This is a genomic window from Pseudomonas sp. R2-60-08W, from assembly GCF_003852335.1.
Classification (GTDB): Bacteria; Pseudomonadota; Gammaproteobacteria; order Pseudomonadales; family Pseudomonadaceae; genus Aquipseudomonas.
Genome location: NZ_CP027731.1, coordinates 5353284 through 5375717, shown reverse-complemented (window position 1 = coordinate 5375717; position 22434 = coordinate 5353284). Strand labels below are relative to the sequence as shown.

Below are 22434 nucleotides of genomic sequence, written 5' to 3'. Positions count from 1 at the left end.
GTGTCTGCGTCACGGTAGCTTTTGAGTCGTAGCGGTCAGAATTAAAAAAGTTTTGACTAGCACAGCATATCGCTTTAAACCTTTCATAAATGCGACATAGATTTGCGACATTTCGTCGCTAAATTTGTGAGCGTCTGTGGCGGTGTGTACAATGACCTCCCTTTTGCCCCCGCTAAGCCGGCGCACGTTCGGCGTGGAAGGTAACCGGTTGAATTGAAAAGAAATTTGCCTCGATATAAGAGGCAGCCTGGTGAGAAAGTGTCTATGAAAGCAGGTCTGTACCAACCCGATGAATTCAAGGATAACTGCGGTTTCGGCCTGATAGCCCACATGCAGGGCGAGCCCAGTCATACCCTTTTGCAAACGGCCATCGAGGCCCTGACCTGCATGACCCACCGCGGTGGGATCAACGCCGACGGCAAGACCGGTGACGGTTGCGGCTTGCTGATTCAAAAGCCCGACCAGTTCCTGCGCGCGGTCGCCAAAGAGCACTTCGCCGTCGAGCTGCCCAAGCAGTACGCCGTGGGCATGGTGTTTTTCAACCAGGACCCGGTTAAAGCCGAAGCTGCTCGCGAGAACATGAACCGCGAGATCGTTGCTGCCGGCCTGCAGCTCGTCGGCTGGCGCAAAGTGCCGATCGACACCAGCGTACTCGGCCGCCTGGCCCTGGAGCGCCTGCCGCAGATCGAACAAGTGTTCATCGCAGGCGACGGCCTGAGCGACCAGGACATGGCGATCAAACTGTTCACGTCCCGCCGTCGTTCGTCGGTGGCCAACGCCGCCGATACCGACCACTACATCTGCAGCTTTTCCCACAAAACCATCATTTATAAAGGCCTGATGATGCCGGCGGACCTCACCGCCTTTTATCCGGACCTGAGCGATGAGCGCCTGCAAACCGCAATCTGCGTGTTTCACCAGCGCTTCTCCACCAACACCCTGCCGAAGTGGCCGCTGGCCCAGCCATTCCGCTTCCTCGCCCACAACGGCGAGATCAACACTATTACCGGCAACCGCAACTGGGCCGTGGCCCGTCGCACCAAGTTCGCCAATGATTTGATGGACCTGGAAGAGCTCGGCCCGCTGGTCAATCGCGTCGGTTCCGACTCCTCCAGCATGGACAACATGCTCGAGCTGATGGTCACCGGCGGCATCGACCTGTTCCGTGGCGTGCGCATGATCATTCCGCCAGCGTGGCAGAACGTCGAGACCATGGACCCCGACCTGCGGGCGTTCTATGAGTACAACTCGATGCACATGGAACCGTGGGACGGCCCGGCCGGCGTGGTCATGACCGATGGTCGCTACGCGGTGTGCCTGCTCGACCGCAACGGCCTGCGCCCGGCGCGTTGGGTCACCACTACCAACGGTTTTATCACCCTGGCGTCGGAAATCGGCGTGTGGGACTACAAGCCTGAAGATGTGATCGCCAAAGGCCGCGTAGGCCCTGGCCAGATCCTCGCTGTGGACACCGAAACCGGGCAGATCCTCGATACCGACGCCATCGACAACCGTTTGAAGTCCCGTCACCCGTACAAGCAATGGCTGCGCAAGAACGCCCTGCGCATCCAGGCGACCATGGAAGACAACGACCACGGTTCGGCTTTCTACGACGTCGACCAGCTCAAGCAATACATGAAGATGTACCAGGTTACGTTCGAAGAGCGCGACCAGGTGCTGCGTCCGCTCGGCGAGCAAGGCTACGAGGCGGTCGGCTCCATGGGCGATGACACGCCGATGGCCGTGCTGTCCCAGCGTGTGCGCACGCCGTACGACTACTTCCGCCAGCAATTCGCCCAGGTGACCAACCCACCGATCGATCCGCTGCGCGAAGCCATCGTGATGTCCCTGGAAGTGTGTCTGGGTGCCGAGCGCAACATTTTCCAGGAGTCGCCGGAGCACGCGTCCCGCGTGATCCTCAGCTCGCCGGTCGTTTCCCCGGCCAAGTGGCGCTCCTTGATGACCCTGGAGCGTCCGGGCTTCGATCGCCAGATCATTGACCTGAACTACGACGAGAGCCTGGGCCTTGAAGCCGCTGTGCGCAACGTCGCCGACCAGGCCGAAGAAGCCGTGCGCGCCGGTCGTACCCAGATCGTGCTGACCGACCGTCATATCGCCCCAGGCAAGCTGCCGATCCATGCCGCCCTGGCGACGGGCGCGGTACATCACCGCCTGACTGAAAAAGGCCTGCGCTGCGACTCCAACATCCTTGTGGAAACCGCCACCGCCCGTGACCCGCATCACTTCGCCGTGTTGATCGGTTTCGGCGCCTCGGCTGTGTATCCGTTCCTTGCGTACGAAGTGCTCGGCGATCTGATTCGTACCGGTGAGGTGCTGGGCGACCTCTACGAAGTGTTCAAGAACTACCGTAAGGGCATCACCAAAGGCCTGCTGAAGATCCTGTCGAAGATGGGCATCTCCACCGTCACCTCCTACCGTGGCGCGCAACTGTTCGAGGCCATCGGCCTGTCCGAAGAAGTCTGCGAGCTGAGCTTTCGTGGCGTTCCGAGCCGCATCAAGGGTGCGCGTTTCGTCGACATCGAAGCCGAACAGAAAGCCCTGGCGGCCGAAGCCTGGAGCGCGCGCAAGCCAATCCAGCAAGGCGGCCTGCTCAAGTTTGTGCACGGTGGCGAATACCATGCTTATAACCCGGACGTGGTCAGCACCCTGCAAGCCGCCGTGCAGCAGGGCGACTACGCCAAGTTCAAGCTGTACACGAGCCTGGTGGATAACCGCCCGGTGTCGATGATCCGCGACCTGTTCAAGGTCAAGACCCTGGACACGCCGCTGGCCATCAGCGAAATCGAACCACTGGAATCGATCCTCAAGCGCTTCGACTCCGCCGGTATTTCCCTGGGCGCCTTGTCGCCCGAGGCTCACGAAGCCCTGGCCGAAGCCATGAACCGCCTGGGTGCGCGTTCCAACTCCGGCGAAGGCGGTGAGGACCCGGCGCGTTACGGCACCATCAAGAGTTCGAAAATCAAGCAGGTTGCCACCGGCCGTTTCGGGGTGACCCCGGAATACCTGGTCAACGCCGAAGTGCTGCAGATCAAGGTGGCCCAGGGCGCCAAGCCCGGTGAAGGCGGCCAACTGCCCGGCGGCAAGGTCAACGGCCTGATCGCTAAGTTGCGCTATGCGGTACCCGGCGTGACCCTGATTTCGCCGCCGCCGCACCACGACATCTATTCGATTGAAGATTTGTCGCAGCTGATTTTTGACCTCAAACAAGTCAATCCGCAGGCGCTGGTCTCGGTGAAGCTGGTAGCAGAAGCGGGCGTGGGCACCATCGCCGCTGGCGTGGCCAAGGCCTATGCCGACCTGATCACCATCTCCGGCTACGACGGCGGTACCGGCGCATCGCCGCTGACCTCGATCAAATACGCCGGTGCGCCATGGGAACTGGGCCTTGCCGAAACCCACCAGACCCTGCGTGGCAACGACCTGCGCGGCAAAGTCCGGGTACAGACCGACGGTGGCCTGAAAACCGGCCTCGACGTGATCAAGGCCGCAATCCTCGGCGCCGAGAGCTTCGGCTTCGGCACCGCGCCAATGATCGCACTGGGCTGCAAATACCTGCGCATCTGCCACCTGAACAACTGCGCTACCGGCGTCGCCACTCAGAACGAGAAGCTGCGCAAGGATCACTACATCGGCACCGTGGACATGGTGGTGAACTTCTTCACCTACGTCGCCGAAGAGACCCGTGAGTGGCTGGCCAAGCTGGGCGTGCGCTCGCTGGAAGAGCTGATCGGTCGTACCGATTTGCTGGATATCCTCGAAGGCCAGACCGCCAAGCAACAACACCTGGACCTGACGCCGCTGCTGGGCAGCGATCACATCCCGGCAGACAAGCCACAATTCTGCCAGGTAGACCGCAACCCGCCGTTCGACAAAGGCCTGCTGGCCGAGAAGATGGTCGACCTGGCCGGTTCCTCGATCAACGATGCCAGCGGTGGCGAATTCGCCCTGGATATCTGCAACTGCGACCGTTCCATCGGCGCTCGTGTTTCCGGCGAAATCGCGCGCAAGCACGGCAACCAGGGCATGGCGAAAGCGCCAATCACCTTCCGCTTCAAGGGCACTGCGGGCCAGAGCTTCGGCGTGTGGAACGCCGGCGGGCTGCACATGTACCTGGAAGGCGACGCCAACGACTACGTGGGCAAGGGCATGACCGGCGGCAAGCTGGTGATCGTTCCGCCACTCGGCAGCGTCTATAAGTCGCAGGACAGCGCCATCATCGGCAACACCTGCTTGTACGGCGCCACCGGTGGCAAGCTGTTCGCCGCCGGTACCGCCGGTGAGCGTTTCGCCGTGCGTAACTCCGGTGCCCACACCGTGGTGGAAGGCACCGGCGATCACTGCTGCGAGTACATGACCGGGGGCTTTGTCGCGGTACTGGGCAAGACCGGTTACAACTTCGGTTCGGGCATGACCGGCGGTTTCGCCTACGTGCTCGACCAGGACAACACCTTCGTCGACAAGGTCAACCACGAGTTGGTCGAGATCCAGCGGATCAGCGGCGAAGCCATGGAGTCATACCGAAACCACTTGCAGCACGTGCTGGACGAGTACGTCGAGGAAACCGGCAGTGAATGGGGGCGTAACCTCGCCGAAAACCTCGATGACTACCTGCGTCGTTTCTGGCTGGTCAAGCCCAAGGCTGCCAACCTGAAATCGTTGCTTTCCAGCATCCGTGCCAACCCGCAGTGATATGCGCCTGAACAGTTTGATGAGGTTTTAACATGGCTGAACGTCTGAATAACGACTTCCAGTTCATCGATGTCGGGCGCAAAGATCCGAAGAAGAAACTGTTGCGTCAACGCAAGAAAGAGTTCGTGGAGATCTACGAACCCTTCAAACCCCAGCACTCGGCCGACCAGGCCCACCGCTGCCTGGGGTGCGGTAACCCGTATTGCGAATGGAAGTGCCCGGTGCACAACTTCATTCCCAACTGGCTCAAGTTGGTGGCCGAGGGCAACATCCTCGCCGCCGCCGAGCTGTCGCACCAGACCAACACCCTGCCGGAAGTCTGCGGCCGGGTGTGCCCGCAGGACCGTCTGTGCGAGGGCGCGTGCACCCTCAACGACGGTTTTGGCGCGGTGACCATCGGTTCGGTGGAGAAGTACATCACCGATACCGCGTTCGCCATGGGCTGGCGCCCGGATATGTCCAAGGTCAAGCCGACCGGCAAGCGCGTCGCGATCATCGGCGCGGGCCCTGCGGGCCTGGGCTGTGCCGACGTGCTGGTGCGTGGTGGCGTGACTCCGGTGGTGTTCGACAAGAACCCGGAAATCGGCGGCTTGCTGACCTTCGGCATCCCCGAGTTCAAGCTGGAAAAGACCGTACTGAGCAACCGTCGCGAAGTGTTCACCGGCATGGGCATCGAGTTCCGCCTGAACACCGAGATCGGCAAAGACATCACCATGGAGCAACTGCTCGCCGAATACGATGCGGTATTCATGGGCATGGGCACCTACACCTACATGAAGGGCGGCTTTGCCGGTGAGGACCTGCCGGGCGTGTATGACGCGCTCGACTTCCTGATCGCCAACGTCAACCGCAACCTGGGCTTTGAAAAGTCGCCGGAAGACTTCGTCGACATGAAAGGCAAGAAGGTCGTGGTGCTTGGCGGTGGCGACACCGCGATGGACTGCAATCGCACCTCGATCCGCCAGGGCGCCAAGTCGGTGACCTGTGCGTATCGCCGTGACGAAGCCAACATGCCCGGTTCGCGCAAAGAGGTGAAGAACGCCAAGGAAGAAGGCGTGAAATTCCTCTACAACCGCCAACCGATCGCGATTGTTGGTGAAGACCGCGTCGAAGGCGTGAAGGTGGTCGAGACCCGTCTCGGTGAACCGGACGCCCGTGGTCGTCGCAGCCCTGAGCCCATCCCGGGTTCCGAAGAGATCATCCCGGCCGACGCCGTGGTCATCGCCTTCGGTTTCCGCCCAAGCCCGGCGCCGTGGTTCGAGCAGTTCGAGATCCAGACCGACAGCCAGGGCCGTGTTGTGGCCCCGGAGCAAGGCCAGTACAAGCACCAGACCAGCAACCCGAAAATTTTCGCCGGCGGCGATATGGTGCGCGGCTCGGACCTGGTGGTAACCGCGATCTTCGAAGGCCGTAACGCCGCGGAAGGGATCCTGGACTACCTGCAAGTCTGACCCCGATCCCCGCTTGAAATGGGATCAAAATGTGGGAGGGGGCTTGCTCCCGATAGCGGTGTGTCAGTTTCAGTATCTATAACTGAACCACCGCAATCGGGAGCAAGCCCCCTCCCACATTGGTTTTGCAGCGTTTCCATGTCCGCGACAAATTGACCCGATAGACAAAAGGCACGGCGCATTCCGTGCCTTTTGCGTCGCGCTCTGAGAAAATGCCCGCACTTTTTTTGCGGATGCCGACATGACTGCCCTCAAGAACGACCGTTTCCTTCGTGCCCTGCTCAAGCAGCCCGTAGACGTCACGCCCGTGTGGATGATGCGTCAAGCCGGTCGCTACCTGCCGGAATACCGCGCCAGTCGCGCCAATGCCGGCGACTTCATGAGCCTGTGCATGAACCCTACGTTCGCCTGCGAAGTCACGATGCAGCCGCTGGACCGCTACCCGCAGCTGGATGCGGCCATCCTCTTCTCCGATATCCTCACCATCCCGGACGCCATGGGCCAAGGCCTGTACTTCGAGACCGGCGAAGGCCCGCGTTTCAGGAAAGTCGTCAGTACCCTGGCTGATATCGAAGCCTTGCCGATCCCTGATCCGCACAAAGACCTCGGCTACGTGATGGATGCCGTCAGCACCATCCGCCGCGAGCTCAACGGCCGCGTGCCACTGATCGGTTTCTCCGGCAGCCCATGGACCCTGGCCACCTACATGGTCGAAGGCGGCTCGTCGAAAGACTTCCGCAAGACCAAGGCCATGCTCTACGACAACCCGCACGCCATGCACCTGCTGCTGGACAAGCTGGCGCAGTCGGTCACGTCCTACCTCAATGGCCAGATCATGGCCGGCGCGCAAGCGGTGCAGATTTTCGATACCTGGGGCGGCAACCTGTCGGCGGCGGCGTACCAGGAGTTCTCCCTGGCTTACATGCGCAAGATCGTCAGCGGCCTGATCCGCGAACACGAAGGCCGCAAGGTGCCGGTGATTCTGTTCACCAAGGGTGGTGGCCTGTGGCTGGAAAGCATCGCCGACGCCGGTGCCGATGCCCTGGGCCTGGACTGGACCTGCGACATTGGCGAAGCCCGCCGCCGCGTTGGTAACCAGGTCGCGCTGCAGGGCAACATGGACCCGACCGTGCTGTACGCCAAGCCGGAAGCGATCCGCACCGAAGTCGGGCGCATCCTCGCCAGCTACGGCAAAGGCACCGGGCACGTGTTCAACCTGGGTCATGGCATCACCCCGGAGGTGAACCCGGAACATGCCGGCGCCTTCCTGCGCGCGGTGCACGAGCTGTCAGCGCAATATCACGAGTAACACGCAAGACCAATGTGGGAAGGGGTTGCCCCCTCCCACATTTTGACCTGTGAATACATTTCAACGCTGGGAGGGGGCTTGCCCCCGATAGCGCCAGGGCAGCCAGCACTGCTCATAAAGTGAACACCCGAGCCTAAAGCGCCACCTTTTAGCGCGTCGCAAATAGATAAGTAGCTCGCGAACGATTTCTCCCTCGACCACCCGTCTCCCGTGCGTTGGGTGACAGACTTCTCCTACGCCCGCAAAGCGCCTTCCCACAAGTGCTACCGATCTGCTCACGGCCCTCTGGGCCCCGGCCTCGTGCGTCATATCTCGCGTTTAATCGGCGGGCTTATATAGACGCATCAACAGGTCGTTTTCAGGATTTGTTGAATGGCTATTCAATTTCAGGCATGGCATTTGCTCTATCAATTCAAAGCCTCTCTCCCTCTCAGGAGATGAGCGCAATAACAAGAGCCTCGCCTGAGGCCATCACCCGCTTTGTGTGAGGAGATACTGCGATGACGTCGTTCAACTCCGGGGCTCAACCCCAGAACCGTGCGCCTCAATCCATCGGCTTTTTGCTGCTGGACAATTTCACGCTGATTTCCCTGGCGTCGGCCGTGGAGCCTCTGCGCATGGCCAACCAGCTGTCCGGCCGCGAGTTGTATCGCTGGACAACCCTGAGTGTCGACGGCAACCAAGTATGGGCCAGTGACGGCCTGCAGATCACCCCCGATGCCGCCATGCACAAGGCTCCGGCCCTGGACACGGTGATCGTGTGCGGTGGCGTGGGCATCCAGCGCACCGTCACCCGCGAACACGTGTCGTGGCTGCAAAGCCAGGCGCGTCAATCCCGTCGTCTCGGTGCGGTCTGCACCGGCAGTTGGGCCCTGGCCTGTGCGGGCCTGCTCGACGGTTTCGATTGCAGCGTGCATTGGGAATGCCTGGCGTCGATGCAGGAAGCGTTTCCCCGCGTGGCCATGAGCACACGCCTGTTCACCCTCGATCGCAACCGCTTCACCAGCTCCGGCGGCACCGCGCCGTTGGACATGATGCTGCACCTGATCAGCCGCGACCACGGCCGTGAGCTGTCGGCCGCCATCTCCGAGATGTTCGTGTACGAACGCATCCGCAACGAACAGGATCACCAGCGTGTGCCGCTCAAGCACATGCTCGGGACCAACCAGCCGAAGCTGCAGGAAATCGTGGCGCTGATGGAAGCCAACCTGGAAGAGCCCATCGACCTGGACGAACTGGCGGTCTATGTCGCCGTGTCGCGTCGCCAGCTGGAGCGGTTGTTCCAGAAATACCTGCACTGTTCGCCGTCGCGCTACTACCTCAAGTTGCGCCTGATCCGTGCGCGGCAGTTGCTCAAGCAAACGCCGATGTCGATCATCGAAGTGGCGTCGGTGTGCGGGTTTGTGTCCACCCCGCATTTCTCCAAGTGCTACCGCGAATACTTCGGCATTCCGCCGCGCGATGAGCGTGTAGGCTCCAACACCACCCAGCAGGTGGCGATGCTGCCGATTCCGCAGGCGCTGGTGTTGTCACCGTTGTCGGGGCCGATGTCGGCGTTGAGCCAGGCCAGGAATGAGTCGACTTTTGCCAGTGTGAGGCTCTAGACCGGGTTGACTGCATCGGGGGCAAGCCCCCTCCCACAGGGGAACGCGTTCCAAATGTGGGAGGGGGCTTGCCCCCGATAGCACTCTGTCAGGCGCCGGAGCTCTGCCTGAACTGCATCAAGGCCGGCAACAACTGCTTATCAATCGCCTGACGCACCGCCGGCAGAATCGTCGCGCTGCCGCTGTACATCCGCTCAACCATGCCCTTGAGCGCCTTGGCCCGTGCCTCGCTCAAACCGCGTACCGCGCACTCGCAAGCCTGCTCGGCGCTGGCACCGCTGGACACTTCGAAACCCAACGAGCGCAGTTGGCCCAACAGGTCATCCTGGTCAATCAAATCCGCATGCATCATGACGTTTATCCTGGTGAGGGGAGCGGGGTTCGACCTCGATTCTGGTAGCCGCCCAGGCGGTCGGCAAGGGCAGAATGCGTGAATGCCTCAGATGGCTATGAGGGTGTCGTTTTCGGGCCATGCGCCAGGTGCACTTACCGGCACACTGGTCCCAGGCACGCAGCTTGATGGTTTGGTCACCCTCCGGATGCACGGCTCACACAAGGCACTCTGCCCCGATCCAGTCACGGCTGGCTCGGGGCTTTTTTTGCCGGCAAGCCAATGACACGGCCAAGCAGCACGGGCATTGGCAGCTCGGCCTGTGCGGCGCTGATAGCCGTCAGCCTTTCCAGCGTGGCCTCGGTGAACGGCGTGGCATGCGGCCCCGCCAGGTCGACATGCAGCAGCATCTGTTCGTTGCCGGCCAGTTCCTTGTCATCGTCCACCGGGTGCAGGCTGTGATAGAGATGCAGGCGCTTGGCGTCGTGGGCGATCAGCTGGGTGCGCACCTCCACTTCGGCTCCCAGCTTCACTTCGTGCAGGTAGTTCAGATGCAACTCGAGGGTGAACAGCGAGTGGCCGCTGGCTTCGCGGTTGTCACTGTCCAGGCCCAGTACATCCATCAGTGCGTCGGTGGCGTAGCTGAAGATCAGCAGGTAGAACGCATCGCGCAGGTGGCCGTTGTAGTCGACCCACTCAGGCAGGATTTTAGTGGTGTAGATTTTCAATGCGTGCATGGATCCAGACTCGGTCAAGAATGTGGGTTATTCGGCGAAGCTCATGCCGTGTTTGGCTTTAGTCACTTTGACTGCCTCCAATACCGCCAGCAGGCAATCATCACGGTAGCGCTCCAGCGCCGCAATGCTGTGTTTGCCTAGCTGGTCGCGGGTGCCATCGACCACATCGTCGATCAGCTTGTCAGTGAGCTCCGGGGCCGGCAAATAGGTCCACGGCAACTGCAATGCCGGGCCGAACTGCGCCATGAAGTGGCGCATACCCGCATCGCCACCGGCCAGGGTGTAGGTGAGAAAGGTGCCCATGAACGACCAGCGCAGCCCGGCGCCAAAGCGAATCGCGTCGTCGATTTCGCCCGTGGTCGCCACGCCATCGTTGACCAGGTGCAGCGCCTCGCGCCACAGCGCTTCCAGCAGGCGGTCAGCAATAAACCCCGGCACTTCCTTGCGCACGTGCAGTGGGCGCATGCCGAGGGATTCATAGACCTTGATCGCGGCCTGGATCGCCTCCGGCGCGGTGTGCTTGCCGCCGACCACTTCCACCAACGGCAGCAGGTAAACCGGGTTGAACGGGTGGCCAACCACGCAACGCTCCGGGTGGGTGGCGCGCTCGTAGAACTCACTCGGCAACAGGCCGGAAGTACTCGAGCCGATCAGCGCATTTGGCTTGGCTGCGGCGCTGATCTTGCTGTGCAAATCCAGTTTCAGCTCCAGGCGTTCCGGGGCGCTTTCCTGGATGAAGTCGGCGTCCCTTACACATTCCTCGATGGTGGCGACAAAGCGCAGGCGCGCCTGGGATGCTCCCGGCGCCAGGCCTTGTTGCTCCAGGGCGCCCCAGGCGTTGGCGACACGTTTGCGCAGGGCCGCTTCGGCGCCGGGTGCCGGGTCCCAGGCCACGACGTCCAGGCCGTGGGCGAGGGCGCGGGACACCCAGCCGCTGCCGATAACGCCGCTGCCGAGGGCGGCGAAGGTTTTGATTTCTGTGATAAAGCTCATTGGCACATTCCTAAAGCGTTCGGTGATCCCTTGTGGGAGGGGGCTTGCCCCCTCCCACATTTCTGATTCGGTTTCGGCGGGGAGTCAGCCGCGTTTTTTGAGGCCCATCTTGATGCGGCCCTCAGCCGGGGTCATGACTCGCGCGCCCAGGCGGCTGAGGATTTCACCGGCGCGCTCCACCAACTGCCCATTGGTGGCAAGCACGCCTTTGTCCAGCCACAGGTTGTCTTCCAGGCCGACTCGCACATTGCCGCCCAGCAGCACCGCCTGCGCCGCCATCGGCATCTGCATGCGGCCGATGCCGAAGCCGGCCCACACGGCGTCGGCGGGCAAGTTGTCGACCATGGCTTTCATGGTGGTGGTGTCGGCCGGCGCGCCCCACGGGATGCCCAGGCACAGTTGAAACAGCGGGTTGTCGAGCAGGCCTTCCTTGATCATCTGCTTGGCGAACCACAGGTGGCCGGTGTCGAAAATCTCCAGCTCGGCTTTAACGCCCAACGCCTGGATACGCTTGGCGCCGGCGCGCAATTGCGCCGGAGTGGACACGTAAATGGTGTCGCCATCGCCGAAGTTCAGGGTGCCGCAATCGAGGGTGCAGATTTCCGGCAGCAATTCTTCGACATGGGCCAGGCGTGTCAGTGGGCCGACCAGGTCGGTGTTGGGACCGAACTCCATGGGGTGCTCGCCACTGCCGATCTCCAGGTCGCCGCCCATGCCGGCAGTGAGATTGACGATGATGTCGATGTCGGCCTCGCGGATGCGCTCCATCACTTCGCGGTACAGCGCCACGTCGCGGCTGAACTTGCCGGTGTGCGGGTCACGCACGTGGCAGTGCACCACGGTCGCGCCGGCCTTGGCGGCTTCCACGGCGGCGGCCGCGATTTGTTTGGGGGTGACCGGCACGTGCGGGCTTCTGGCGGTCGTGTCGCCAGCACCGGTGAGTGCGCAGGTGATGATGACGTCGTGGTTCATGAGGCGGTTCCTTACAGGCGTGGGGGTGCTGTTCGCAGCCGGTCGGGGCTGCGAAGCGGTGTTTGGAAAAGGTTATTTAACGGTCAGTTGGAGGTTGGCCGCCGCCGGCTTGCCATCGAAGGTGGTCACACCTTCCAGCCAGCGCGCCTGGTCTTGCGGATGATCCTTGAGCCACTGCTTGGCCGACTCAATGGGGTCCTTGTGATCCAGCAAGGGCTGCATCATCCGGCTTTCATCGGCGGCGGTGAAGGTCAGGTTGGTCAGCAGCTTGTGTACGTTGGGGCACTGCTCGGCATAGGTCGGTGAGGTGACGGTCCACACGGTTGCCCTGCCTTCATTGGGCCCCAGGGCGTCTTCGCTGCCGGTGAGGTAAGTCATGGCGACGTTGACGTTCATCGGGTGCGGCGCCCAGCCGAAGAACACCACGGGTTCCTTGCGCCGTACCGCACGGTCGACCGCAGAGAGCATGGCCGCTTCGCTGGATTCGACCAGTTGGAACTTGCCCAGGCCGAACTGGTTCTTGGCGATCATGGCCTTGATCTGGGTATTGGCGCCCGAACCCGGCTCGATGCCGTAGATCTTGCCGCCCAACTCTTTTTCGAAGCGGGCGATGTCGGTGAACGTTTTCAGGCCCTTGTCCGCCAGGTAGGTCGGCACGGCGAGGGTGGCGCGGGCGTCTTCCAGGCTCGGTTTGTCGAGCACTTTGACTTGCTTGGCGTCGACGAACGGCATGATGGTCTGGGTCATCAACGGGTTCCAGTAGCCCAGGAACAGATCCAGGCGCTGGTCGCGAATGCCGGCAAAGATGATCTGCTGGGACGCGCTGGTTTGTTTGGTCTTGTAGCCGAGGCCGTCGAGCAGCACTTGGGTCATGGCGCTGGTGGCGATCACATCGGTCCAGTTCACCACGCCCAGGCGCACGTTCTGGCAGGAAGCGGCATCCGCTGCCATGACGGGGGCGCTCAAAATAGCGCTGACGCTGAGTGCAAGCACGCTGCGGCTGATCAGTCGGTTCATGGTGAATCCCTCGGCAGTTCGTTATTGTGGGGCCGGCGTCTTTGTGCGCCGTGGTGCCACGTTACGCAGCTTGGCTGGTGACAAAACGCACGGCGGCGACCCACTTTTGCACTGCAGCGACCTGCCCCTTGAATCCGCCCAGGAACGGGAGTATCACAGTGCCACGCTGCCGGCCCGACGAGAGCGCCACCATGTCCCAGGATTTCTACTTTTTACTGATGCCGGGGTTCTCGGCCATTGGCTTTATTTCCGCGCTGGAGCCGCTGCGAGTGGCGAATCGCTTCCGTGGCGAGCTGTACCGCTGGCATGTCTTGAGCGCCGATGGCGGCGCGGTATTGGCGAGCAACGGCATGTCGGTCAATGCCGACGCCGCACTGGAACCGCTGAAGAAGGGCGCAACGCTGCTGGTGGTGGCCGGCTTCGAACCGCTGCAGTTCGCCACGCCCGCGCTGGATCACTGGCTGCGCCGTCTCGACCACGACGGCGTGACCCTCGGCGCCATCGACACCGGCGCCTGCGTGCTGGCCGAAGCGGGCCTGCTCGACGGCCACCGCCTGACCTTGCACTGGGAAGCCATCGATGCGTTCAAGGAATCGTATCCGCACCTGAGCGTCACCCAGGAACTGTTCGAGATCGACCGCCGTCGCATCACCTGTGCCGGCGGCACCGCATCCATCGACCTGATGCTCGACCTCATCGCCCAGGCCCACGGCCCTGACCTGGCAATCCAGGTGTCCGAACAGTTCGTACTGGGCCGCATCCGCCCGCGCCAAGACCACCAGCGCATGCAGATTGCCACGCGCTACGGCATCAACAACAAAAAACTGGTGCAGGTGATCGGCGAGATGGAGCAACACACCGAGCCACCGCTGAGCACCCTGGCCCTGGCCGACGCGATCAAGGTTACCCGGCGCCAGCTCGAGCGCTTGTTCCGCCTGCATCTGAACGACACACCGAGTAACTTCTACCTGCGCCTGCGCCTGGAAAAAGCCCGGCAACTGCTGCGCCAGAGCGATATGAGCGTGCTGGAAGTGAGTATTGCTTGCGGGTTCGAGTCGCCGTCGTATTTCACCCGCAGTTATCGGGCGAGGTTTGCGAAGTGTCCGAGGGAGGATCGGCGAATCTCAGTTTGAGTGCACACGGATCAAATGTGGGAGGGGGCTTGCCCCCGATAGCGGTGGGTCAGCAGCACATAAGCGGCTGACACACCCTCATCGGGAGCAAGCCCCCTCCCACAGTAGATTTTGGTGTGACTTATTTTTTCAGCAGGGCTGAACACGCTGTTTTGTAGGCCTCATGCTGATACTTGTTCAGTGTCGCCGGCAGCTCGAAGTTGTGCTTCTTGTTCTGCGCGTTAATGGTCTGCGGCGATAGCAGGGTCACCTCCACCCCCTCCAGCAACTGAAACACCCCTTCAATCTTGAACGTCGTCGGGCCACCGGCGAATTCGCCTTTCTTGCTGCGTTTCTTGATCGCGATACGGGTGATGGCGTTTGCCTGCACGAATGCCTCCACCTGGGCGGCGAAGGCCTTGACGTTGGCGGCTTCGTCATCGTCTTCAAGGGCGATTTTCTTGGTGGCCAGAGCGACGTGGGTCAGCGCCAGGCCATCCAGGGAGGCGACGGCGATGATGGCTTCGCTGCCTTTGATTTCGATACCGCAGAGAGTCATGAAAAGCCCTGGTTCAGAAGGAAAGTCGCAGGATTGTCGCTTATTCCTGCCCAATCGACTCCAAAAACTCCGACCGCTCGTCACTCATCCGCGCCAGGCAATCATTCAGCGCAATCGCATACGCCTTGGTCCCGGTCGCCGCCGGGAAGGTGTCCACCGCGCAATCGGCATCGCGCAGTTTTTCCCACTTCTGCTGGGCATCCTTCAGACGAGCGGTAATGTCGGCGAGCTTGGTCTTGTCGCTGCCGTAGGTGGACCCCATGCGTTCCAGCAGGCCCTGATAGTTGTCTTTCAACAATTGCTCGGCGGTAGTTTTGTTGTAGGTGGCGCATTCCAGGGTTTGCTGGTCGTTCTCGATGCCGTCGCACGGCGTGCTGTCGGTGTCTTCGGCGGCGTGGACGCCGGTTGCGATGAGTGCCAAAGCCAGGAAAATCGATTTCATTGCGCCGTCTCATATCAGGTGATGCGGAATTCTGGCTCAAGCGTAAGACAAAGAACAGCCGCCAGTCAGGCATGTCTACACAGGCTTTGTCGCGGATTGACGCTTTCGGCAATTCCCCTGTCGTTTTTGCACCCGGCTCCGTCGGCCCCTGGGCATATGCTGGCCCCAAAGCGCCGGCAGACGATTCGGCGCATGAATCGCCAATAAGGGGACGCCTGATGAGCCCAGCCGAGTTGCACGCCGACAGCATCGTTATCGACGGTCTGATTATTGCCAAGTGGAACCGCGACCTGTTCGAAGACATGCGCAAAGGTGGCCTGACGGCCGCCAACTGCACGGTGTCGGTGTGGGAAGGCTTCCAGGCCACGATCAATAACATCGTCGCCAGCCAGACCCTGATCCGCGAAAACAGCGACCTGGTGATCCCGGTGAAAACCACCGCCGATATCCGTCGCGCCAAGGAGCAGGGCAAGACCGGCATCATCTTCGGCTTCCAGAATGCCCACGCGTTTGAAGACCAGCTCGGCTATGTCGAGATCTTCAAACAGCTCGGCGTCGGTGTGGTGCAGATGTGCTACAACACCCAGAACCTGGTGGGCACCGGCTGCTACGAGCGCGACGGTGGCCTGTCGGGTTTCGGGCGTGAGATTGTCGGCGAGATGAACCGCGTCGGCATCATGTGCGACCTGTCCCACGTCGGTTCCAAGACCAGCGAAGAAGTCATCCTCGAATCGAAAAAACCGGTGTGCTATTCCCACTGCCTGCCCTCGGGCCTCAAGGAGCACCCGCGCAACAAATCCGATGAAGAACTCAAGTTCATCGCCGACCACGGCGGGTTTGTCGGCGTGACCATGTTCGCGCCGTTCCTGGCCAAGGGCATCGATTCGACCATCGACGATTACGCCGAAGCCATCGAATACACCATGAACATCGTCGGCGAAGACGCCATCGGCATCGGCACCGACTTCACCCAGGGCCATGGCCAGGATTTCTTTGAAATGCTGACCCATGACAAAGGCTACGCCCGCCGCCTGACCAGCTTCGGCAAGATCATCAACCCGCTGGGCATCCGCACCGTGGGCGAGTTTCCCAACCTCACCGAGACCCTGCTCAAGCGCGGCCATCCTGAACGCGTGGTGCGCAAGATCATGGGCGAGAACTGGGTCAATGTCTTGAAAGACGTCTGGGGCGAATAAGCCAGACACCACCGGCAACACCACTACGAATTTTTCTGGAGTTAAGTTTCCATGGCCAAGATCGCCCCGCAATTGCCAATCGAAGTCGACAGCGAAACCGGTGTCTGGACTTCCGACGCCCTGCCGATGCTGTACGTGCCGCGCCATTTCTTCGTCAACAACCACATGGGCATCGAAGAAGTACTGGGCGCCGACGCCTACGCCGAGATCCTCTACAAGGCCGGCTACAAGTCCGCCTGGCACTGGTGTGAAAAAGAAGCCGAGTGCCACGGCCTGGAAGGCGTCGCGGTGTTCGAGCACTACATGAAGCGCCTGTCGCAACGCGGCTGGGGCCTGTTCAAGATCCAGGACATCGACCTGGATAAAGGCACCGCCAGCGTCAAGCTGGAACATTCGGCCTTCGTCTACGTGTACGGCAAGGTCGGGCGCAAAGTCGACTACATGTTCACCGGCTGGTTTGCCGGCGCGATGGACCAGATCCTTCAAGCGCGTGGCAGCACCCTGCGCACTGTGGCCGAACAAGTCTACGGAGGCTCCGAAGAGGGCCACGATGATGGCCTGTTCACCGTCAAGCCGTTGTAAGCCGAGGACCGTGCCATGGCTTTCGAAGCAATGTTCCAACCGATTCAGATCGGCAAACTGACCATCCGCAACCGCGTGCTCAGTACCGCCCACGCCGAGGTGTATGCCACCGACGGCGGCATGACCACCGACCGCTATGTGAAGTACTACGAAGAGAAGGCCAAGGGCGGTATCGGCCTGGCGATCTGCGGCGGCTCCTCGGTGGTGGCCATCGACAGCCCCCAGGAATGGTGGAGTTCGGTGAACCTGTCCACTGACCGCATCATCCCGCACTTCCAGAACCTGGCCGACGCCATGCACAAGCATGGCGCCAAGATCATGATCCAGATTACCCACATGGGCCGTCGCTCGCGTTGGGACGGCTTCAACTGGCCGACCCTGATGTCGCCGTCCGGCGTGCGTGAGCCGGTGCACCGTGCCACCTGCAAGACCATCGAGCCGGAAGAGATCTGGCGCGTGATCGGCAACTATGCCAGCGCCGCCAAGCGCGCCAAGGCCGGTGGCCTGGACGGGGTGGAACTGTCCGCCGTGCACCAGCACATGATCGACCAGTTCTGGAGCCCGCGGGTCAACAAGCGCACCGACGAATGGGGCGGTACCTTCGAAGGCCGCATGAAGTTCGGCCTGGAAGTGTTGAAGGCCGTGCGCGCCGAAGTCGGTGACGATTTCTGTGTGGGCATGCGCCTGTGCGGCGACGAGTTTCACCCGGACGGCCTGTCCCACGAGGACATGAAGCAGATCGCCAAGTATTACGACGACACCGGCATGCTCGACTTCATCGGCGTGGTGGGCTCGGGGTGCGATACGCACAACACCCTGGCCAACGTGATCCCGAACATGAGTTATCCGCCGGAGCCGTTCCTGCACCTGGCGGCCGGTATCAAGGAAGTGGTGAAAGTCCCGGTGCTGCACGCGCAGAACATCAAGGACCCGAACCAGGCCACGCGCATTCTGGAAGGCGGCTACGTGGACATGGTCGGCATGACCCGCGCTCATATTGCCGACCCGCACCTGATCGCCAAGATCAAGATGGGCCAGATCGACCAGATCAAACAGTGCGTCGGCGCCAACTATTGCATCGACCGCCAGTACCAGGGCCTGGATGTGCTGTGCATCCAGAACGCCGCGACCTCCCGTGAATACATGGGCGTGCCGCACATTATTGAGAAGTCCACCGGGCCCAAACGCAAAGTCGTGGTGGTCGGTGCTGGCCCTGCGGGGATGGAAGCGGCGCGCGTCGCCGCCGAACGCGGCCATGAGGTGACCCTGTTCGAAAAGAAAGAATTTATCGGCGGGCAAATCACCACCGCATCGAAAGCCCCGCAACGCGACCAGATTGCCGGTATCACGCGCTGGTTCCAGTTGGAGCTGGCACGTTTGAAAGTCGATCTGCGCCTGGGTGTGGCGGCGGATGCCGAAACTATCCTCGACCTGCGCCCGGACGTGGTGGTGCTGGCCGTCGGTGGGCATCCGTTCATTGAACAGAACGAACACTGGGGCGCTGCCGAAGGCCTGGTGGTGAGCAGTTGGGACGTGCTCGACGGCAAAGTCGCACCGGGCAAGAACGTGCTGGTGTACGACACCATCTGCGAATTCACCGGCATGTCGGTGGCGGATTTCCTTGCGGACAAAGGCTGCCAGGTCGAGATCGTCACCGACGATATCAAGCCGGGCGTGGCCATCGGCGGTACGTCGTTCCCGACTTACTACCGCAGCATGTACCCCAAGGAAGTGATCATGACCGGCGACATGATGCTGGAAAAGGTCTACCGCGAGGGCGACAAGCTGGTGGCGGTGCTGGAGAACGAATACACCGGGGCCAAGGAAGAGCGGGTGGTCGACCAGGTGGTGGTGGAGAACGGCGTGCGCCCGGACGAGGCGATTTATTACGGGCTCAAGGAAGGTTCGCGCAACAAGGGCCAGATAGACGTCGAAGCCTTGTTCGCGATCAAGCCACAGCCGTGCCTGAGCGAAGCGGGTGAAGGGTACTTGTTGTTCCGCATCGGTGACTGTGTGGCCCAGCGTAATACCCATGCCGCGATCTATGACGCCCTGCGCTTGTGCAAGGATTTCTAAGCCGACACCGAACCAAAGTGGACTCGGTCCAAATGTGGGAGGGGGCTTGCTCCCGATAGCGGTGGGTCAGCTACAGCTATATCGACTGACACTCCGCCATCGGGAGCAAGCCCCCTCCCACATTTCAAGGCCAGTTTCACAGTAGACCTGTGTGGTCTGTGGGAGCTTCACCATGTTGAACACCTTGCTGCCTATTCTTTTGTTTGCCGCCCTAGGCCTTGCCGTCCTCGGCGCCCTGCGCCGGGTGAACATGTGGCGCCGTGGCCGCGCCTCCAAGGTCGACCTGCTCGGCGGCCTGTTGGCCATGCCCAAGCGCTACATGGTCGACCTGCACCATGTGGTCGCCCGCGACAAATACATCGCCAATACCCACGTCGCTACTGCGCTGGGCTTTGTGCTGTCGGCGCTGCTGGCGATCCTGGTGCACGGTTTCGGCCTGCACAACCGTATCCTCGGCTACGCCTTGTTGCTGGCTTCGGTGCTGATGTTTGTTGGTGCCGTCTTCATGTACCTGCGCCGCCGCAACCCGCCTTCGCGCCTGTCCAAGGGCCCGTGGATGCGCCTGCCGAAAAGCCTGATGGCGTTCTCGGTGAGTTTTTTCCTGGTGACGCTGCCGGTGGCGGGGATCCTGCCCGCTGATTTCGGTGGCTGGCTGCTGGCCGCGTTGCTCGGCGTGGGCGTGTTGTGGGGCGTGTCCGAAATGTTCTTCGGCATGACCTGGGGCGGCCCGATGAAGCACGCCTTCGCCGGTGCCTTGCACCTGGCCTGGCACCGCCGCGCCGAGCGCTTTGGGGGTGGGCGTTCCACCGGTTTGAAACCGCTGGACCTGAGCGACAAAACCGCGCCGTTGGGCGTGGAAAAACCCAAGGACTTCACCTGGAACCAACTGCTCGGTTTCGACGCCTGCGTGCAGTGCGGCAAGTGCGAAGCCGCCTGCCCGGCGTTCGCCGCCGGCCAGCCGCTGAACCCGAAAAAGCTGATCCAGGACATGGTGGTCGGCCTGGCCGGTGGCACCGATGCCAAGTTCGCCGGCAGCCCCTATCCAGGCAAACCGGTAGGCGAGCACAGCGGCAACCCGCACCAGCCGATCGTCAACGGCCTGGTGGACGCCGAAACCCTGTGGTCATGCACCACCTGCCGCGCCTGCGTGGAAGAGTGCCCGATGATGATCGAGCACGTGGACGCCATCGTCGACATGCGCCGCTACCTCACCCTGGAAAAGGGCGCAACGCCGAACAAAGGCGCCGAAGTCCTGGAAAACCTGATCGCCACCGACAACCCCGGCGGCTTCGCACCCGGCGGCCGGCTGAACTGGGCGGCGGATTTGAACCTGCCGCTGCTCAGCGAAAAAGGCAGCTGCGAGGTGCTGTTCTGGGTCGGCGACGGTGCCTTCGACATGCGCAACCAACGCACCCTGCGCGCGTTCGTCAAAGTGCTCAAGGCGGCCAAGGTCGACTTCGCCGTGCTTGGCCTGGAAGAACGCGACAGCGGCGACGTGGCACGGCGCCTGGGCGATGAAGCGACCTTTCAGTTGCTGGCTTCGCGCAATATCCAGACCCTGGCCAAGTACAGCTTCAAGCGCATCGTCACCTGCGATCCGCACAGTTTTCATGTGCTGAAAAACGAATACGGCGCCTTCAACGGCAACTACCTCGTGCAGCACCACAGCACCTTCATGGCCGAGCTGATCGGCGAGGGCGCGCTGAACCTGGGTCAGCACAAAGGCAACAGCGTGACCTATCACGATCCCTGCTACCTGGGCCGCTACAACGGCGAATACGAAGCGCCGCGCCAGGTGCTGCGGGCGCTGGGCATCGAGGTCAAGGAGATGCAACGCTCGGGCTTTCGTTCACGCTGCTGCGGCGGCGGTGGCGGTGCGCCGATCACCGACATCCCCGGCAAGCAACGCATCCCCGACATGCGCATGGACGACATCCGCGAGACCGGCGCCGAACTGGTAGCTGTGGGTTGCCCGCAGTGCACGGCGATGCTTGAAGGCGTGGTCGAACCGCGCCCGTTGATCAAAGACATTGCCGAATTGGTGGCCGACGCCTTGCTTGAAGAGGCGGCACCGGCCAAGGCGCCCAACAAGCGTGAACCTGCGGAGGTGCATTGATGAGCGACATTATCCGCCGCGATCCCCGTGCCGAATGGATCGCCCGTAACCGTCTTCATCCTTTGCACGCGGCGATGCAGCCCGTGCAACAGAGCTGGATGGGGCCCAACGGTGTGATCCGCAAGAACGTGCATGGTGTCGGTTTTATCGGTCCCAACGGGATCAAGCGCATCGACCGCAGCGGCGCCCAGCAGGGCGGTGCGGCCAAGCGTACGGCGGCGGTCGAGGTGCTGTTGCCGCTGCACCAGGTGCCGACGCCGGCGTTCTACATCAGCGTGGTACCGGACATGGTCGGCGGCCGCTTGAGCAGTCACGACCGCGACCTGCTCGGCCTGGCCCGGCAACTGGCCGGCAGTGACGGCGCGGTACTGGCGGTGGTGTTTGGTGAACACAAGGAGAGCGCGTTTGCTACAGCGGGTGTGGACCGCCTGCTGGTGCTGGACGGTCACGAGTTCGACGGTTATTCACCGGAGCAGCGCGTCCAGGGCCTGCGCGCTGTGGATAACCAGTTCAACCCGCGCCACTGGTTGCTGCCGGACAGCCGCAGCGGCGGCGGCGAGCTGGGGCGGCGCTTTGCCGCCAGCCTCAAGGAGCGCCCGGCCACGCGGGTGTGGCAGATCAAAGGCCAGGCGTGCATCGGCCGCGCCGGTGCGGGCCAGGAAGATCTGGCCCGGCCATTGCCGCGCCTGATCCTCGCGGCCGCTGAATGTGCTGATCCGGTCAGCGAGACGCGCCATGAAGCCTTGCCTGTGGAGTTATCCACAACCCTGGCGCGCAGCCTGCCACGTATCGAAGACCTCGGCGCCGTGGCGGTAGACCCGGCGGCGATTCCCATGGCTGAAGCGGAATTCATTTTTTCTGGCGGCAACGGCGTGAAGGACTGGGCGCTGTTCCACCAGACCGCCGCCGCTTTGGGCGCCACCGAGGGCGCGTCGCGGGTGGCGGTGGACGATGGCTATATGGCGCGTGATCGCCAGGTCGGCGCCAGCGGCACTTGGGTCACGGCTCGGGTGTACGTGGCCGTAGGCATCTCCGGGGCGATCCAGCACCTGCAAGGCATCGGTGCCTGCGACAAGGTGGTGGCGATCAACCTCGACCCGGGTTGCGACATGATCAAGCGTGCCGACCTGTCGGTGATCGGCGAAAGCGCCGCGATTCTGCAAGCCTTGATCGCTGCGGTCGAGGCCCACCGCAACGGCGCCAAGCGCGATGCAGCCTAGGGATATG

At 62.0% G+C, this 22434-nt stretch carries 17 protein-coding genes; 10 read left to right on the top strand and 7 right to left on the bottom strand.

Going from position 1 to position 22434, the window contains the following annotated elements; genetic code table 11:
* Positions 1–264 precede the first annotated feature (264 nt).
* The 4 genes from gltB (at position 265) to C4J90_RS24570 (ending at position 9074) form a co-directional block, all read left to right on the top strand.
* A complete protein-coding gene (gltB, locus tag C4J90_RS24585) occupies positions 265–4710 on the top strand; it encodes a glutamate synthase large subunit (RefSeq protein ID WP_124405500.1) in 4446 nt (1481 codons plus the stop codon).
* Positions 4711–4742: 32 nt separating this feature from the next.
* The gene (locus C4J90_RS24580; protein ID WP_003171228.1) at positions 4743–6161 is read left to right on the top strand and encodes an FAD-dependent oxidoreductase; all 1419 of its coding nucleotides are present in this window, start codon (positions 4743–4745) and stop codon (positions 6159–6161) included.
* A 241-nt stretch (positions 6162–6402) separates the two neighbouring features.
* Positions 6403–7470 carry a uroporphyrinogen decarboxylase gene (gene hemE, locus C4J90_RS24575; protein WP_124368627.1) on the top strand — a complete coding sequence of 356 codons (1068 nt, stop codon included), beginning with the start codon at positions 6403–6405 and terminating at the stop codon, positions 7468–7470.
* A 500-nt stretch (positions 7471–7970) separates the two neighbouring features.
* Positions 7971–9074: a GlxA family transcriptional regulator gene (locus C4J90_RS24570; protein WP_124364728.1), complete on the top strand. Its 1104-nt coding sequence runs from the start codon at positions 7971–7973 to the stop codon at positions 9072–9074.
* An 88-nt stretch (positions 9075–9162) separates the two neighbouring features.
* On the opposite strand, the gene C4J90_RS24565 is transcribed toward C4J90_RS24570, so the two are convergent.
* The 5 genes from C4J90_RS24565 to C4J90_RS24545 all read right to left on the bottom strand — a co-directional run bounded on the left by C4J90_RS24565 (position 9163) and on the right by C4J90_RS24545 (position 13124).
* Complete coding sequence (locus C4J90_RS24565; RefSeq protein ID WP_124421014.1) at positions 9163–9426, bottom strand: hypothetical protein; 264 nt, start codon at positions 9424–9426, stop codon at positions 9163–9165.
* Between the two features lie 224 nt (positions 9427–9650).
* Complete coding sequence (locus C4J90_RS24560; protein WP_124421013.1) at positions 9651–10142, bottom strand: thioesterase family protein; 492 nt, start codon at positions 10140–10142, stop codon at positions 9651–9653.
* Positions 10143–10169: 27 nt separating this feature from the next.
* Positions 10170–11135 (bottom strand): L-carnitine dehydrogenase, encoded by a 966-nt coding sequence (locus C4J90_RS24555; protein WP_124421012.1) that lies wholly within the window; start codon positions 11133–11135, stop codon positions 10170–10172.
* A gap of 84 nt (positions 11136–11219) precedes the next feature.
* Positions 11220–12107 (bottom strand): 3-keto-5-aminohexanoate cleavage protein, encoded by an 888-nt coding sequence (locus tag C4J90_RS24550; protein ID WP_124421011.1) that lies wholly within the window; start codon positions 12105–12107, stop codon positions 11220–11222.
* A gap of 72 nt (positions 12108–12179) precedes the next feature.
* A complete protein-coding gene (locus C4J90_RS24545; RefSeq protein ID WP_124421010.1) occupies positions 12180–13124 on the bottom strand; it encodes a choline ABC transporter substrate-binding protein in 945 nt (314 codons plus the stop codon).
* A gap of 191 nt (positions 13125–13315) precedes the next feature.
* Between C4J90_RS24545 and C4J90_RS24540 the strand changes: the two genes are divergently transcribed.
* A complete protein-coding gene (locus C4J90_RS24540; RefSeq protein WP_164488029.1) occupies positions 13316–14257 on the top strand; it encodes a GlxA family transcriptional regulator in 942 nt (313 codons plus the stop codon).
* Between the two features lie 121 nt (positions 14258–14378).
* Here C4J90_RS24540 and C4J90_RS24535 read toward each other — a convergent pair whose 3' ends face one another.
* Both C4J90_RS24535 and C4J90_RS24530 read right to left on the bottom strand, forming a co-directional pair.
* The gene (locus C4J90_RS24535) at positions 14379–14795 is read right to left on the bottom strand and encodes a DUF3010 family protein (protein ID WP_124421008.1); all 417 of its coding nucleotides are present in this window, start codon (positions 14793–14795) and stop codon (positions 14379–14381) included.
* A gap of 40 nt (positions 14796–14835) precedes the next feature.
* A complete protein-coding gene (locus C4J90_RS24530; RefSeq protein ID WP_124364720.1) occupies positions 14836–15237 on the bottom strand; it encodes a lysozyme inhibitor LprI family protein in 402 nt (133 codons plus the stop codon).
* A gap of 218 nt (positions 15238–15455) precedes the next feature.
* Between C4J90_RS24530 and C4J90_RS24525 the strand changes: the two genes are divergently transcribed.
* From C4J90_RS24525 to C4J90_RS24505, 5 genes are all read left to right on the top strand, one after another.
* Complete coding sequence (locus C4J90_RS24525; protein ID WP_017531059.1) at positions 15456–16433, top strand: dipeptidase; 978 nt, start codon at positions 15456–15458, stop codon at positions 16431–16433.
* Positions 16434–16484: 51 nt separating this feature from the next.
* A complete protein-coding gene (locus C4J90_RS24520) occupies positions 16485–17015 on the top strand; it encodes a DUF5943 domain-containing protein (protein WP_124368619.1) in 531 nt (176 codons plus the stop codon).
* Positions 17016–17030: 15 nt separating this feature from the next.
* A complete protein-coding gene (dgcA, locus tag C4J90_RS24515) occupies positions 17031–19091 on the top strand; it encodes a dimethylglycine demethylation protein DgcA (protein WP_124421007.1) in 2061 nt (686 codons plus the stop codon).
* Between the two features lie 172 nt (positions 19092–19263).
* Complete coding sequence (gene dgcB, locus C4J90_RS24510; protein ID WP_124421006.1) at positions 19264–21207, top strand: dimethylglycine demethylation protein DgcB; 1944 nt, start codon at positions 19264–19266, stop codon at positions 21205–21207.
* Positions 21207–22427: an electron transfer flavoprotein subunit alpha/FixB family protein gene (locus C4J90_RS24505; protein WP_124421005.1), complete on the top strand. Its 1221-nt coding sequence runs from the start codon at positions 21207–21209 to the stop codon at positions 22425–22427. The genes dgcB and C4J90_RS24505 overlap by 1 nt, the downstream gene beginning before the upstream one ends.
* Positions 22428–22434: the final 7 nt, after the last annotated feature.